This window comes from Klebsiella planticola (assembly GCF_000783935.2).
In the GTDB taxonomy this organism is placed as follows: Bacteria; Pseudomonadota; Gammaproteobacteria; order Enterobacterales; family Enterobacteriaceae; genus Klebsiella; species Klebsiella planticola.
Genome location: NZ_CP026047.1, coordinates 1,173,826 through 1,190,200 on the forward strand (window position 1 = coordinate 1,173,826; position 16,375 = coordinate 1,190,200).

The 16,375-nt window shown below is 56.9% G+C and carries 11 protein-coding genes; 2 read left to right on the forward strand and 9 right to left on the reverse strand.

From position 1 onward, the window contains the following. Nucleotides 1-208 precede the first annotated feature (208 nt). A complete protein-coding gene (arcB, locus tag MC50_RS05665) occupies nucleotides 209-2,548 on the reverse strand; it encodes an aerobic respiration two-component sensor histidine kinase ArcB (protein ID WP_032697432.1) in 2,340 nt (779 codons plus the stop codon). Between the two features lie 84 nt (nucleotides 2,549-2,632). After that, nucleotides 2,633-3,568, reverse strand: a complete 936-nt coding sequence (locus MC50_RS05670) for a TIGR01212 family radical SAM protein (RefSeq protein WP_049266998.1) — start codon at nucleotides 3,566-3,568, stop codon at nucleotides 2,633-2,635. 672 nt (nucleotides 3,569-4,240) lie between these two features. Here MC50_RS05670 and gltB point away from each other — a divergent pair. Continuing rightward, nucleotides 4,241-8,701: a glutamate synthase large subunit gene (gene gltB, locus MC50_RS05685; protein ID WP_049266964.1), complete on the forward strand. Its 4,461-nt coding sequence runs from the start codon at nucleotides 4,241-4,243 to the stop codon at nucleotides 8,699-8,701. A gap of 9 nt (nucleotides 8,702-8,710) precedes the next feature. Beyond that, entirely contained in the window at nucleotides 8,711-10,129 is a 1,419-nt protein-coding gene (locus tag MC50_RS05690; protein WP_032697430.1) for a glutamate synthase small subunit, read from the forward strand. A gap of 73 nt (nucleotides 10,130-10,202) precedes the next feature. Here MC50_RS05690 and nanQ read toward each other — a convergent pair whose 3' ends face one another. The 7 genes from nanQ to sspB all read right to left on the reverse strand — a co-directional run bounded on the left by nanQ (nucleotide 10,203) and on the right by sspB (nucleotide 16,375). Continuing rightward, nucleotides 10,203-10,667 carry an N-acetylneuraminate anomerase gene (gene nanQ, locus MC50_RS05695; RefSeq protein ID WP_032697428.1) on the reverse strand — a complete coding sequence of 155 codons (465 nt, stop codon included), beginning with the start codon at nucleotides 10,665-10,667 and terminating at the stop codon, nucleotides 10,203-10,205. Further along, a complete protein-coding gene (gene nanK, locus MC50_RS05700; RefSeq protein ID WP_047663531.1) occupies nucleotides 10,664-11,539 on the reverse strand; it encodes an N-acetylmannosamine kinase in 876 nt (291 codons plus the stop codon). Before nanK ends, nanQ begins: the two co-directional genes overlap by 4 nt. Further along, on the reverse strand, nucleotides 11,536-12,225 hold the full coding sequence (locus MC50_RS05705; RefSeq protein ID WP_032690554.1) for an N-acetylmannosamine-6-phosphate 2-epimerase: 690 nt from the start codon (nucleotides 12,223-12,225) through the stop codon (nucleotides 11,536-11,538). The genes nanK and MC50_RS05705 overlap by 4 nt, the downstream gene beginning before the upstream one ends. Nucleotides 12,226-12,274: 49 nt before the next feature. Next, a complete protein-coding gene (locus MC50_RS05710; RefSeq protein WP_032698721.1) occupies nucleotides 12,275-13,762 on the reverse strand; it encodes an MFS transporter in 1,488 nt (495 codons plus the stop codon). 160 nt (nucleotides 13,763-13,922) lie between these two features. Further along, complete coding sequence (gene nanA / locus MC50_RS05715; protein ID WP_032690552.1) at nucleotides 13,923-14,825, reverse strand: N-acetylneuraminate lyase; 903 nt, start codon at nucleotides 14,823-14,825, stop codon at nucleotides 13,923-13,925. Between the two features lie 140 nt (nucleotides 14,826-14,965). Beyond that, nucleotides 14,966-15,757, reverse strand: coding sequence for a transcriptional regulator NanR (nanR, locus tag MC50_RS05720; protein ID WP_015585646.1), 792 nt, complete (start codon nucleotides 15,755-15,757; stop codon nucleotides 14,966-14,968). 120 nt (nucleotides 15,758-15,877) lie between these two features. Next, entirely contained in the window at nucleotides 15,878-16,375 is a 498-nt protein-coding gene (gene sspB, locus MC50_RS05725) for a ClpXP protease specificity-enhancing factor (protein WP_032690551.1), read from the reverse strand.

Here is a 16,375-nt window from a genome sequence, read left to right on the forward strand (position 1 = left end):
GCTGAAACCAGTCAAAAATTTTGATTTACACGCATTGCTTCACATATTTTACTGATTCACGTAACAAATTATTTAAGGTTTGCTATCTTAATGAGCGAGCAAACCAAATCCTCAGGTTGCGCTACGTAAAAATATCTCTAAAAATTCTGGCGCAACGACCAGTTCCCTGGTGTTGGCGCAGTATTCGCGCACCCCGGTTTATCCGGGGTCATTTTTTATGTGCCGCCGCAACCCATGCCTTCAGCACGGCCACATCGTTCTGCCACTCGGATTTCATCTCTTCCACCCATTCACCAACGTTATCCGACCACGCCGGCAGATCCGGAGTCTGAATCTGCTGTCCAAGCTGTTGAATATGCCGCAGGCCAATAGACCCCGCCGCGCCTTTAATTTTATGCCCTTCATCGACGATCCCTTTCTGGTCGCGAGCGGTCAGATTAGACTCCAGTACCGCCATATAGCCCGGCATCATCTTCTCAAAAACCGCAAGGCCATCGTTGATAAGCTTTGGCCCCACCAGCTCGATATACTGCTCAAGCATTGGGATATCCAGCACGGATGCCGATTTACTCACATCCACGGTCGGCATTTCGCACTCATCCTCTTCCGGCGAATCCCAGAATTTTTTAATCATAGCCGTAAGCGCCGGCACCGATAGCGGTTTACTCAGGACGTCGTCCATGCCGGCATCGAGATACTCTTTTTTATTTTTCAGGACGTTGGCGGTCAGGGCAACCAGAGGCGGTAGCTCGTCGGCGGCAAAGTGCTGCTTAAGATGACGAGAAATATCCAGGCCCGTCATATCCGGCAGCTGGATATCCAGCAGCACCAGGTCGTACTCGCCCGGTTCAAACATCTCCAGCGCGGCCTTACCGGTCATCGCTACATCGACGCTGTTGCCCAGCTTCTCCAGCACCGAGCGCGCCACAATCACGTTGAGCTCGATATCCTCGACCAGCAGCACGTTCAGCGCCGGCAGGGGCATCTCATCTTCAGTCAGCATATCTTCCACTTCTTCCGCCACCGCCGGCGCATGCACGGTCAGCGTAAACGTGGCCCCCTGGCCCGGCTGGCTGGAGACGTTAATGTCGCCGCCCATATTGCGAGCCAGACGACGCGATACGGCAAGACCGATCCCGGTGCCTGTCGCAGGCTTGCCACCGTGGCTGTCTTTCACCTGATAATACATCGCGAAGATCTTATCCTGCTCGGCTTCGGGAATGCCGATGCCGGAATCTTCCACTTCAAAATGCAGGATATCGCCTTCATCATAACGAACGCGAACGGTGACGTTGCCACCTTGCGGGGTGAATTTCACGGCGTTACTGATGAGGTTCCACAGAATCTGCCGCAGACGCGTCCCGTCGGTCACCACTTTATGCGGCAGCGGCAGGGTCGGATCCAGGACAAAGCGCAGCCCTTTCTGTTGCGCCTGCAGGCCGGAGAGGTTTTCCAGATCGGCCAGGAAACCGGTGAAATCGACCTGCTGATTATCCAACTGGACTTTGCGCCGTTCCATTTTATCCATGTCGATAATATCGTTGAAAATATTCCCCAACGTGACGGCAGAAACATGGATAGTTTTGAGGTATTTTTCCTGCTCACCGGTCAGCTCGGTATCCAGCAGGATACGACTCAGCCCGACGATGCCGTTAAGCGGCGTGCGCAGTTCGTGGCTGATCGTTGAGATAAAGGTGGTCTTATCGCGGCTGGCGCGCTCCAGCGCATCCTGGTAGCGCTTACGTTCGGTAATATCGCGGCCAAAGCCCATCAGTCCACGGCGCTTGCCGACGCGGTCATAGTAAGGAACCTTGCGGATTTCAAAGCAGGCTTTACGCCCGTCCGGATAATCCAGCCACTGCTCGTAGGTCAGCGACACATTATGGCGGAAGACTTTTTCGTCAGTCTCCAGCACTTTAACCGCCGCCTCTTCGTTATAGACATCCTGAGGTTTCAGGTGGATAAGCTGCTTTTCACTTTTCCCGGTCAGTAGTTCCATCGCCCGGTTACAGCCAGAAAACTCTTTGTCTTCATTGCGATAGAATACCAGGTCCGGTGAGGCATCAAGGAAAGAACGGAGGAAGGAGGATTGCTGTTCCAGCTGAATTTGCGTCTCTTCACGCTCTTTCATCTCAATCTTCAGCTGTTCCAGCGTCGTCTCGCGTTCGGCTTCCGCCTTTTCACGCTCGCCAATCTCCTGATTGAGCTGCGCGATATTATCTTTGAGCTGCACGTTAAGCTGCAGGTCGCGCTCGCGCATCTCCTCCAGTTTTTCCACCAGCCGGGAGAGACGCTGCCGCGACTCTTCCAGTTGCTCCACCACCACCGACAAAAAGTAGACTGCCCAGGGGGTTATCAGCAGACCAAAGAAGATAGAGCGGATAACGTCGATGCTCTCAACCTGGCCATGCAGAACCATCGTGACGGCCATCTGAACCACAATCGCCAGCACCACCAGGGCAAGGGCCAACAGCATGGAAAAACGCACCAGACCCAGCTTCATCATCAGGTCGACATAGTACTGCGCCAGCATACGGATTTGCTTCATAAGGGATTCCTTCGCGACAACTCCGCACAATAATACCCAATTCTGAGCAATACGCTGTAAGTTGTGCAAAAAATGCGGGCGCCCTTACTCTAAAGCTGCGCGCGGCACCCAGGCTTGTCCCAGCGCCGAGCCCTGCACGCCATGTTGGTTGAGATAGCGGTCGAGTTCAACCATCCCGGTCCAGCGATTCTCACACCACAGGGGGGCCAGCAGCGTCGGCCGCCGGGCGCTGGCGGAAATGCGGTGATAGATAACCTCAGGTGGCGTGTGGCGAATCATCTCCCCGGCAATGATCGTATACTCATCCAGCGCAATCGCCTGCAACCGCCCCGCCTGCCAGGCTTTGGCCATCGTACTGCCGGTGACGATATGCAGCGGATGCAGTTTGATACCATCCACGCCGGTATCCACAACCTGTTCCAGCGTTTGCAGGCAATGGCTCTGCGCCTCGCCCGGGAGCCCGACTATCAAATGCGCGCAGACCTTCAGCCCGCGCTCACGCGCCAGCCGGGTCGTACGCTGATAACAGGCAAAATCATGCCCACGATTAATCCGCTGCAGCGTTTTGTCATGCGCCGTCTGTAAGCCTAGCTCCAGCCACACTTCGTAACCCTGTTCCCGATAGCCGCTGAGCAGATCCAGTACCGCCTCCGGGACGCAGTCAGGACGAGTGCCCACGCACAGTCCAACGATATTGGCCTGACTCACCGCCTGCTGATACATCGAGCGCAGTACCTGAACTTCGGCAAAGGTGCTGGTGTAAGCCTGAAAATAAGCGAGATAGCGCTTTGCGCGATTAACCCTCTGCGCCTGATGTGCCAGCTGTTCAGCAATAGAGTGGTGCTGCTGCTCTTCGTCAGCAAAAGAGGCAACGTTGCAGAACGTGCAGCCTCCGCGGCCGATGGTGCCATCGCGATTCGGGCAGCTAAACCCGCCATGCAGCGTCAGTTTATGAACCTTTTCGCCATAGCGCCGCGAAAGATCCCCACCAAACATATTGACTAATTTCTGTAACTGCATAATCTGATAGACCGGCCTGAAGAAAGGGGCCAAGCCTGCCATTTTTAGCCACCGACGGCGATGACCTGGATCAATCGTCAGCGCGGCCGCTCAGCTCATTGCATAAACACTCAAGATAACTGCAATTTCATTCACTCACTCTGTGATGACTTTTCCTTATACTTAACCTCAGGTTTGCCATTATCTTCATCAGGGCAAAAAACAGTGTTATTTACCGCCTTCAAGGTAACAGGCAGATAAATACTCTGCGATAAATAGGCAGTTCAGCACAGATCGATAATGTTACGCTATCGATATAGTGAGACAGATCACACTAGATTATGCTTTCCGCTACGTTTCAGCGCCGCTTAAAACACAACTATTATCTTAATTATCATAATGTTAAACCCTGTATAGCACATTTTTGTATAAATAAGATTGCCATTTGACGTAAGTGCGGATTCCCGATAAGTTGGGAATCCGCTGGAAGCTTTCTGGATGAGCACTCTGCTCATCATATTTATGCAGTAATTGAGATTCCCTCTTACAGCAAGTCCTCAAACTTGCGTACCGATGCGAAAAGGATTTAAAGAGGGCGAATGCGAGGTGCAAACCCCGTCGCCATGCTCTTTCTGTGCCCGTGCGCAATCGGTATCGGAGGGTGTCCCGTAGAGCCTGGGGAGGTTCACTGATATGTTGTACGATAAATCCCTTGAGAGGGATAACTGTGGTTTCGGCCTGATCGCCCACATAGAAGGCGAACCTAGCCACAAGGTAGTGCGTACCGCTATACACGCACTGGCCCGAATGCAGCACCGCGGCGCGATCCTTGCCGATGGTAAAACCGGCGACGGTTGTGGCTTGCTGCTGCAAAAACCTGACCGTTTCTTCCGTATCGTTGCGGAAGAGCGCGGCTGGCGTTTAGCCAAAAATTACGCCGTCGGGATGTTGTTCCTTAATAAAGATCCTGAACTGGCGGCTACGGCACGCCGCATCGTTGAAGAAGAACTACAACGTGAAACCCTGTCCATCGTCGGCTGGCGCGAAGTGCCGACCAACGAAGGGGTTCTCGGTGAAATCGCCCTCTCCTCGCTGCCCCGTATTGAACAAATTTTTGTTAACGCCCCGGCAGGCTGGCGCCCGCGCGATATGGAACGTCGTTTGTTCATCGCCCGTCGCCGCATTGAAAAGCGTCTGCAGGAAGATAAAGATTTCTACGTTTGCAGCCTGTCGAATCTGGTGAACATTTACAAAGGTCTGTGTATGCCGGCGGACCTGCCGCGCTTCTACCTGGACCTCGCGGACCTGCGTCTGGAGTCGGCAATCTGCCTGTTCCACCAGCGCTTCTCCACCAACACCGTACCGCGCTGGCCGCTGGCACAGCCGTTCCGCTACCTGGCGCACAACGGCGAAATCAACACTATCACCGGCAACCGCCAGTGGGCGCGCGCGCGTACCTACAAGTTCCAGACGCCATTAATTCCGGACCTGCACGATGCGGCACCGTTCGTGAACGAAACCGGCTCCGACTCCAGCTCCATGGATAACATGCTTGAGCTGCTGCTGGCCGGCGGGATGGATATCGTGCGCGCCATGCGTCTGCTCGTACCGCCAGCCTGGCAGAACAACCCGGATATGGATCCGGAGCTGCGCGCCTTCTTTGATTTTAACTCCATGCATATGGAGCCGTGGGATGGCCCGGCGGGCATCGTGATGTCCGACGGCCGCTATGCCGCCTGTAACCTCGATCGTAACGGCCTGCGCCCGGCGCGCTACGTCATCACCAAAGACAAGCTGATCACCTGCGCTTCAGAAGTCGGGATTTGGGATTACCAGCCTGACGAAGTCGTCGAAAAAGGCCGCGTTGGCCCGGGCGAACTGATGGTTATCGATACCCGCGGCGGACGTATTCTGCACTCTGCGGAAACCGATGATGACCTGAAAAGCCGCCACCCTTACAAAGAGTGGATGGAGAAAAACGTCCGTCGCCTGGTGCCGTTCGAAGATCTGCCTGACGAAGAGGTTGGCAGCCGTCAGCTGGATGATGACACCCTCGCCAGCTTCCAGAAACAGTTTAACTACAGCGCAGAAGAGCTGGACTCCGTCCTGCGCGTTCTGGGCGAAAACGGCCAGGAAGCGGTCGGTTCAATGGGCGATGATACCCCGTTTGCCGTGCTCTCCAGCCAGCCGCGTATCATTTACGACTACTTCCGTCAGCAGTTCGCGCAGGTTACCAACCCGCCGATCGACCCGCTGCGTGAAGCCCACGTGATGTCGCTGGCCACCAGCATCGGCCGTGAAATGAACGTCTTCTGCGAAGCGGAAGGCCAGGCGCACCGCCTGAGCTTCAAATCGCCGATCCTGCTGTACTCCGATTTCAAACAGCTCACCACCATGGAAGAGGAGCACTATCGCGCCGATACGCTGGATATCACCTTTAACGCCGCGGAAACCTCGCTGGCCGACACGGTGAAGGCGCTGTGTGATAAAGCCGAACAGATGGTGCGTAACGGTACCGTTCTGCTGGTGCTCTCCGATCGTAATATCGCCAAAGATCGTCTGCCGGTTCCGGCGCCGATGGCGGTAGGCGCGATTCAAACCCGCCTGGTGGATAAGAGCCTGCGCTGCGATGCCAACATTATCGTTGAAACCGCCAGCGCCCGTGACCCGCACCACTTCGCGGTGCTGCTGGGCTTCGGCGCCACGGCTATCTATCCGTACCTGGCCTATGAAACGCTGGCGAAGCTGGTCGATAACAAGGCCATTGAGAAAGACTACCGTACAGTGATGCTGAACTACCGTAACGGCATCAACAAAGGCCTGTACAAGATCATGTCTAAGATGGGCATCTCGACCATCGCCTCCTACCGCTGCTCGAAGCTGTTCGAAGCGGTTGGCCTGCATCGTGAGGTTTCCGACCTGTGCTTCCTCGGCGTTGTCAGCCGCATCGGCGGCGCGGGCTTTGATGACTTCCAGCAGGATCTGCTGAATCTGTCTAAACGCGCCTGGCTGGTCCGTAAGCCGTTGGATCAGGGCGGTCTGCTGAAATATGTTCACGGCGGTGAATATCACGCCTACAACCCGGACGTAGTCCGCACGCTGCAGCAGGCGGTTCAGAGCGGTGAATACCACGACTATCAGCAATATGCGAACCTGGTAAATGAACGCCCGGCCGCAACGCTGCGCGATCTGCTGGCGCTGAATCCTGGCGATGACGCCATCAGCATCGACCACGTTGAATCGGCCAAAGAGCTGTTCAAACGCTTCGATACCGCCGCCATGTCTATCGGTGCGTTAAGCCCGGAAGCTCATGAATCGCTGGCGGAAGCGATGAACAGCATCGGCGGCTTCTCTAACTCCGGCGAAGGCGGCGAAGACCCGGCGCGCTATGGCACCAACAAAGTGTCGCGTATTAAACAGGTCGCTTCCGGTCGCTTCGGCGTCACTCCGGCTTACCTGGTCAACGCCGACGTTATCCAGATTAAAGTTGCTCAGGGCGCGAAGCCGGGCGAAGGCGGGCAGCTGCCGGGTGACAAAGTCACGCCGTACATTGCCAAACTGCGCTATTCGGTCCCGGGCGTGACCCTGATTTCACCGCCGCCGCACCACGATATTTACTCTATCGAGGATCTGGCGCAGCTGATTTTCGACCTGAAACAGGTCAACCCGAAAGCGATGATCTCCGTGAAGCTGGTTTCCGAACCGGGCGTCGGCACCATCGCCACCGGCGTGGCCAAAGCCTATGCCGATCTTATCACCATCGCCGGTTACGACGGTGGTACGGGGGCCAGCCCGCTCTCCTCCGTGAAATACGCCGGTTGTCCGTGGGAACTGGGTCTGGTGGAAACCCAACAGGCGCTGGTGGCTAACGGTCTGCGTCACAAGATCCGTCTGCAGGTGGATGGCGGCCTGAAAACCGGCCTCGACATCATCAAGGCGGCGATTCTTGGCGCAGAAAGCTTCGGCTTCGGCACGGGCCCGATGGTCGCGCTCGGCTGTAAATATCTGCGTATCTGCCACCTGAACAACTGCGCAACCGGCGTAGCCACTCAGGATGACAAACTGCGTAAGAACCACTATCACGGCCTGCCGTTCAAAGTGACCAACTACTTTGAATTCATCGCCCGCGAAACCCGCGAGCTGATGGCTGAGCTTGGCGTGAAGCGTCTGGTGGATCTGATTGGCCGTACCGACCTGCTGAAAGTGCTGGATGGCTTTACCGCGAAGCAGCAGAAGCTGGATCTGAGCAAACTGCTGGAAACCGCCGAGCCGCATCCGGGGAAAGCGCTGTACTGCACCGAAAGCAACCCGCCGTTTGATAACGGCGTGCTGAACGCGCAGCTGCTGCAGCAGGCAAAACCATTCGTGGACAGCAAGCAGAGCAAAACCTTCTGGTTCGATATCCGTAATACCGATCGTTCCGTTGGCGCGTCGTTGTCCGGCTATATCGCCCAGACCCACGGCGATCAGGGACTGGCGGCAGACCCGATTACCGCGCACTTCAGCGGTACCGCAGGCCAGAGCTTCGGCGTGTGGAACGCCGGCGGCGTAGAACTGCATCTGACCGGTGACGCGAACGACTACGTGGGTAAAGGGATGGCAGGCGGTCTGCTGTCAATCCGTCCTCCGGTGGGCTCCGCCTTCCGCAGTCACGAAGCGAGCATCATCGGTAACACCTGTCTGTACGGCGCGACCGGCGGTCGTCTGTACGCAGCAGGCCGCGCAGGCGAACGTTTTGCGGTGCGTAACTCCGGTGCCATTACCGTGGTAGAAGGCATCGGTGATAACGGCTGCGAATACATGACCGGCGGCATCGTCTGCGTACTGGGTAAAACCGGCGTCAACTTTGGCGCAGGGATGACCGGCGGCTTTGCTTACGTCCTGGATGAAGACGGCGATTTCCGTAAACGTGTGAACCCGGAACTGGTGGAAGTGTTGGGCGTTGACTCTCTCGCTATCCATGAAGAGCACCTGCGTGGTCTGATTACCGAACACGTGCAGCTTACCGGTTCGTCTCGTGGCGAAGAGATCCTGGCCAACTGGCCGGCTTTTGCCGCGAAATTCGCGCTGGTTAAACCAAAGTCCAGCGATGTTAAAGCACTGTTGGGTCACCGTAGTCGTAGCGCAGCAGAGCTGCGTGTGCAGGCGCAGTAAGGAATTCAGATGAGCCAGAACGTATACCAGTTTATCGACTTACAGCGCGTTGATCCGCCAAAGAAACCGCTGAAGATCCGTAAAATTGAATTTGTAGAAATTTACGAGCCGTTTTCAGAAGGCCAGGCCAAAGCCCAGGCAGACCGCTGCCTGTCCTGCGGCAACCCGTACTGCGAATGGAAATGTCCGGTCCATAACTACATCCCGAACTGGCTGAAGCTGGCCAATGAGGGGCGTATTTTTGAAGCGGCAGAACTGTCGCATCAGACCAACACCCTGCCGGAAGTCTGCGGGCGCGTCTGCCCGCAGGACCGTCTGTGCGAAGGCTCCTGTACGCTGAACGACGAGTTCGGCGCGGTGACTATCGGCAACATCGAACGCTATATCAACGATAAAGCGTTCGAGATGGGCTGGCGCCCGGATCTCTCCGGCGTGAAACCAACCGGTAAAACGGTGGCGATCGTCGGTGCTGGTCCGGCAGGACTGGCCTGCGCAGACGTCCTGACCCGCAACGGCGTCAAAGCCGTGGTATTCGATCGCCATCCGGAAATCGGTGGCCTGCTGACCTTCGGTATCCCGGCGTTTAAGCTGGAAAAAGAGGTGATGACCCGCCGCCGTGAAATTTTCACCGGCATGGGGATTGAGTTCAAACTCAATATCGAAGTGGGCCGTGACGTTCAGCTTGACGATCTGCTGAAAGATTACGACGCCGTGTTCCTCGGCGTGGGGACCTATCAGTCCATGCGTGGCGGGCTGGAAAACGAAGACGCGAATGGTGTCTTTGATGCGCTGCCGTTCCTGATTGCCAACACCAAGCAGACCATGGGCTTTGGCGAAACGGCAAGCGAGCCTTACGTCAATATGGAAGGCAAACGCGTGGTGGTTCTCGGCGGTGGCGACACCGCGATGGACTGCGTGCGTACTTCCGTACGTCAGGGCGCGACTCACGTTATTTGCGCCTACCGTCGCGACGAAGAAAACATGCCGGGCTCCAAACGCGAAGTGAAAAACGCGCGTGAAGAGGGCGTCGAGTTCCAGTTCAACGTTCAGCCTCTGGGCGTAGAAGTGAATGCTAACGGCAAAGTGTGCGGCGTGAAAATGGCGCGTACCGAGATGGGCCAGCCGGATGCCAAGGGGCGTCGTCGTGCGGAGATCGTCGCAGGCTCCGAGCACGTGGTCCCGGCAGATGCGGTGGTGATGGCGTTTGGTTTCCGCCCGCACAGCATGGAGTGGCTGGCGAAGCACGACGTTGAGCTGGATTCTCAGGGCCGTATTATTGCGCCGGAAGGCCATGAAAACGCATTCCAGACCAGTAACCCGAAAATCTTTGCCGGCGGCGATATCGTGCGCGGTTCCGATCTGGTGGTGACGGCGATTGCCGAAGGTCGTAAAGCGGCTGACGGGATCCTGAACTACCTGGAAGTGTAATCAATAAACCCGGATAAACTGTCTGTCCGGGTCTCTGACAGAGCCCGCTGGCGCAAGCCCGCGGGCTTTTTTATCATGCCAGCAGAGCGGCGCGGACCTTAATGACCACTTTTTTAATCCCGGCGCTGTGCCCGACCTGGCAACCGGGTTTGTGTGGTTCATCGGGCATGAAAACCGCAAACATATCCGGATGCAAGGTCAGTACCTGTTCCCCGCGTATCCGACGACAAAGCTGATAATCCTCGTCAGGATGCGCTTCTTCGCACTCACAGGCCGACCCCGCCACGCCATAAAAGATCCGCTCTTCCCCCGCCAGTAAAATCTGGATATCGATAAACTGGCTATGCAGTTCGGCTTTTTTCTCTTCCGGCACACCGCTATGAAACTGCATGACGTTCATCAATACATTGTCGCCCTGCAGCTCATAGCGCCCGGGGGCGATAGTGTGCAGATCGTGGGCCTGCGCCAGGGCGATAGCCCGGACCAGAACCGCCGGAAGACCGGCATGCGAAGGCTGCCGTAGATGACCCAGAATCATATCTTTCCTCCCTGTGCCCATAATGCCGCCCCTAACAGGCCCGCATCATGCAGATAATAAGCTTCCCGCAGCGGAACATGATAGACCGCAGGTTCTTGTGACAAGTACTTCTCAACCCGCGGCAGGTAGCCGCCTGCAAGACCGATACTGCCGCCGATCACAACGCAGGCGCAGTCCGTAACGGCCTTCAGGTCAGCAATCAGTCGGGCCAGCGTACGTGCCGATCGCTGAATCAATATCTCCGCCTGCGGGTGTCCCTCGCTCGCCAGAGCAAATATCGCTTTTGCATCCAGCCCGCTGAGCTCACCGCCGGCCGCCGCCGCGATGCCGCGCCCGGAAGCGATAGCCTCGACACAGCCTTTCCGGCCGCAGCCGCAGAGTGGTCCATCAGGATCCGCCAGCGTATGGCCACAATGACCGGCCAGACCTCCGCGACCGGTCAGCAGCCTGCCCTGGCTGACGATCCCCCCGCCAACGCCGGTTGAAACGGTCAAAAAGAGCATCTCGCTGACTTTCTCCGGCAGCGCATGATATTCCGCCCATGCTGCGGCCTGAGCATCATTGAGGGAAATACCGGGCAACGCCGTGAGGTCGGATAAACACACCTGCAGGGGAAAATGCGCCAGTCCTCCCAGATTTTCTGGATTGATGGCCGTCAGAATGCCGTCCCGAATGATGCCGGTGGAGGCGATAGCAAAACGATCCGCGCGCGTCGAGAGAGGGGCCACCAGCGCCGCCAGCGCGGCAGCTAATGCCGCCGGCGTCTGACTGGCTGGCGTGGGGACTTCACGTCGCTCCAGGAGGGTCAATCGGCTGTCTATCAGTGCGGCGGCTAGCTTGGTGCCGCCAATATCAATCGCCAGCGTCGTCATTGCACCGCCTTTTTCAGCGCCGTATTGTACCACTCGCAAATGTGTTCCAGCCGCGTAATGGCGGAGCCTACGGTCACCGCCCAGGCGCCGTGACGCATGGCCTCTGCCGCCTGCGCTGGCGTGTTGTAGCGCCCTTCGGCAATCACCCGACAGCCCGCTGCGTGTAGCGCCTGTACCAGCGCCAAATCAGGCTCTTCCGGCGTGTGCGCCGTGGTATACCCCGACAGGGTGGTGCCGATAATTTCCGTACCGAGCTGCTGACAGAACACCCCATCTGCCACGGATGAACAGTCGGCCATTGCCAGCTTGTGCTGCTGATGGATACGGGCCAGCAGGGCTTCCACCGCCACCGGGCGCGGCCGACGGGTACCATCGAAAGCAATAATATCCGCCCCCGCCTGCGCCAGAGCATCAACATCCTCTAAAAATGGGGTAATGCGTACCGGCGAATCATCGAGGTCACGTTTGAGAATACCGATAATGGGTACGGTCACCCTTGCGCGGGTCGCACGCAGATTCTCAACGCCTTCGATACGCAATGCCACCGCCCCGGCCTGTTCGGCCGCCAGCGCCATCGCCGCGACAATCGCCGGCGTATCCAGCGGGCTACCGGGGACCGGCTGACAGGAGACAATTAACCCGCCGCTGGCGTGGATGCGGTTATCCAGTTGTTCAAGCAAAGACATAATAACTCCCTGAGTATGCTCAATGCCCGGCCCGAGGGCCGGGCGCAGATTACCTGGTTTTCATTAATTCACTTTTACCGGCACCGAACGGCACTGCGCCGCTCAGGGGCCTGCCATCAATCGCATCGTGAGTTCGCACCGCTTCCGGGCGGATCCAGCGCTGAACACGCGAGGGCATATCCAGTCCGATAAGCAGGATCACCACAAAGGTCAGGCCGAAAGAGAGCGATCCCAGCGTCGTGCCCAGATCCATCCGCTGCGCGATCAGCGCACCGAGAATCGGCGCGATCGCCCCACCTAAGGCCCCGACGTTATAGGTAAAACCCAGGCCCGCAGCACGCTGATCGGTATCGAAATAGCCGCCGATCAATTTAGGCAAGATCCCGGAGATCCCCTGCCCAAGCATCTGCTGGAAGAACAGTAACAGTCCCAACACCCACACGTTGGTGCCGCCGATAGCAAAGACGGGAATAATCAACAGCTGGGAAGCCAGCAGGCTACAGACATAGGCTTTGCGCGTTCCCAGCCAGTCACCGAGAAAACCGCCGACGCAACAGCCGACCGCCGCACCAAAACCGCTGAAGAACAGCACCTTCGCCACGGTCGTATGATCGTAAGCGAGCTCCGTTTTAAGATAGGTGGGCAAAAGCGCCTGGATAGGCCATGAATAGAGAAAGGCGAACAGGACGACTACCATCAGCGTCACGCCCGTTGGCCAGCGTTTACCGCTGCTTTGCACCATAAAGCTGATAAAGATCGTGGTGCAGAGCAGCCCCAGTGCGACCACGATTCCGGCATTGTTGAGCTCGCCGGCGAAACAGAACCACAGCGCCGTCGCCGCCACAATGGTCAGGAAAATATTGATCGCCCGGTGTTTACCGCAGTAGAGGATATCCACCATGGTCCGCACCGGCGCCTTACCCTGATGCTTCTCTTTCCAGTCTTCGGCTTCCGGGATGTTTTTCCGCAGCCACAGCGCAAAAATAATCGGCACGATGCCAATGAAAAAGAGCGCACGCCATCCCCAGACCGGTACCACCAGGCTGTAGATTTGCGCGGCAATCACCGCCCCGACGGAAAAGCCGGAGATCAGAAAACCACTGGCCTTGTTACGCAGCTGCTTTGGCCAGCTTTCAATGACATAGGTCGCACTGGATCCATATTCCCCCGCCATCCCCATGCCAATCACCAGACGGGCGATAAACAGGGTGGTAAAACCGGTGGCAAAGCCGCAGGCCAGCGTGCCGACGGAAAAGAGAATAATACTGGTGACCATAGCCAGCCGCCGTCCGTAACGATCGCCCATTGCGCCCAGCATCAGGCCGCCAAACCAGCGAGAAATGAAGGCGGCTGAGATCAGACTCGCCGCCTCTACGGTTGTCAGACCAAAGTCAGCCTGGATTTCTGTCAACACCAGGGCAATCAGGACAAAATCAAAACCATCAAGCAAATATCCCAGCCAGGCGGCGGAGAAAGCCCGCCACTGCGCCCGGTTGAGATGGCGATACCACGGGATGTTCTCGGTCGTTGCGATCATTTTACTCTCCCGCGATGGGTCAGACCCACGCTTGGTTTGCCATACCAGATGTCGCTATCACCGCACCCGATATAGACCGTGTTGTGACCCGGACCGGGCGCATAGCGCCTCCATCCGGGAATATCCCCGCTCGCACAATGCGGCGGGGAAACCGCTAACCTCAAGCCAGCCGCGCTTTCTCCTGCTGCAGCTGTTGCGCCAGCGCTTTCAGCTCCGGCAAGAACTGCTCAGCAACCGGAGCGAACGGTTTGCGACATAGCGGTTCAGCGACCACATCCATGTAGTGCAGCACGGTTTTCAGCCCCCGGAATACGCCGGTTTTAATCAGCAGATCGATCGCCTTGTTGCATTCACACTGCAGCCTTTGCGCTTCCGCTATATCGCCCGCCCGCAGCGCTTTCACGATCCCCTGATAGCGCCAGCCCATAATGTTATAGGTGCTACCGATCCCGCCATCGGCGCCGGCCAGCAAGCCAGAAGCAAAAATCTCGTCATAGCCGTTGTAAAGCACCAGATCCGGATGCGCCCGGCGGATCTGCTCCATCTGGTAAAGATCGCCTGAGGTCTGCTTCAATGCCCCCACGCCCGGCAGCCTCACCAGCGTATTGATCTGATCCAGGGAGAGCTTCACGCCGCTCAGCGCCGGGATGTTGTAGACCACCATCGGTAAGCCATTGGCTGAATCAATAATGGCCTGGTAGTGGGCGCAGTGCTCTTCAAAGCTGAAGGGATAGTAGAACGGCGTGACGGCGGACACGGCATCATAGCCATAGCTCTCCGCAGCTTCAGCCAGTCGCTGGCTCTCCAGCGTGCTGACGCAGCCAACATGGGCAATCAGCGTCATTTTTCCCTTCGCTTCTTCCGCTACGATCTCCAGCACTTGCTGACGTTCTGCACTGCTTTGCACAAAAGCTTCACCGGTCGAACCGCCAACGTACAACCCGTCGATTCCCTGACTCAAATTGAAACGTACCAGCCGGCGCAGACTCTCTTTATCCAGCTTTTGTTCCCCGTCAAACGGCGTAAGCAGCGCTGCCATGACTCCACGTAAATTAACCGCCATATCTCACCTCGTATGCTATTTGTTATGATTAACTGTGTACCTTTATACCTGTTATACCAGACGAATTACGCGACGACCTCATAGGGAACGCTTATTATGCGATCGGCTTCACTAAACGAGGATCCAGACGATCGGTCTTGTTACTTACGTGATTGTTTTTTCTGGCCGAAGGCGTGCCAGGTGGCGGAAACGCTATTGAGGTGGGTCTGCAGGGCGCGATCGGCCTCATCAGGATCATGGCGGCGGATCGCATCAACGATGTCGATATGTTGTTGATAGCTTACGTTATTATGTTCGTGAAGCTCGTGCTCCGGGACGGTAGGGCGTGCGGCGATGAGCCAGTCCAGCAGGGCGACATGGATAGCCAGGAAGATAGGATTACCGGGAATTTCCGCCAGCACGCGGTGAAATTCAACGTCTGAACGGATAAACAGCGCGTTATCATCCAGCGACTGGCTGTTGATCTTCAGCGCCTGCTCCAGCTTTGCAACCTGCTCGTCGCTGGCGTGCTCCGCTGCATAGCGGACCAGGCTGGACTCGAAAAACAGACGCAGCTGTTCAAAATGCGCGATCCCACCGGGGTGAGAGAGAAAATCCTTCGCCATCCCCGAAAGTTCGCCAATGATGGTGTCGGCAGAAGGCCGGGAGACGCGGGCGCGTTCACCGTTGTTAATCTGCACCAGTCCTTTACGCTTTAACGCGGCCAGAGCTTCGCGCACAGAAGGTCGCCCGACGTTGAAAAAAGTCATCAGCTCACGTTCAGAAGGTAGCTGCTCGCCTTCGGCAAACTCACGGCGGCGAATCATATTCTCGAGCTCTTCTTCTACCATCTCCGACAGCTTTTTGCGCGCCAGAGGGCGGCGGTGCAGGCTGTTACCGATGGGGGTGGATGCTTCTTCTGTCTGGGGATCAAATGCGCTCATAGGGACCATGTGTGATGTGTGACAGCAAGTGACGACCGAACCATCTTAACACAAGAATGCCATGCTGGCGGCGTAGATAACAGAACAGGCCCCGAAGGGCCTGCAATATGAAATCCACGACCTGCTGGATTATTTCACGACGCGCAGCGCCGGACGCCCACCGCGCGGCGGCGGCGGCGTATCATCCGGGTCATCATCATGATGATCCGGCTTATCGCCATCGATCACCGACATGACCGTCTCGCTTTCATTGCTTACCGATGCATCGTCATCATTCAGAGTGCTGACCTCTTCATCGTAAGCCGCTTCAGGTTCGAACATAGTACCCGCGCCGTTTTCACGAGCATAGATAGCCAGTACGGCAGCCATAGGCACGGAAACGTTACGCGGGACACCGCCGAAGCGCGCGTTGAAGCGTACTTCGTCATTAGCCAGTTCCAGATTACCCACGGCGCGCGGAGCAATATTCAGAACGATTTGCCCGTCGCGCGCATACTCCATCGGAACCTGTACGTTTGGCAGTGTCACATCCACAACCAGGTGTGGAGTCAGCTGGTTATCCAGCAGCCACTCATAGAACGCCCGCAGTAGGTACGGGCGACGCGGCGTTAGCTGCGATACATCCAT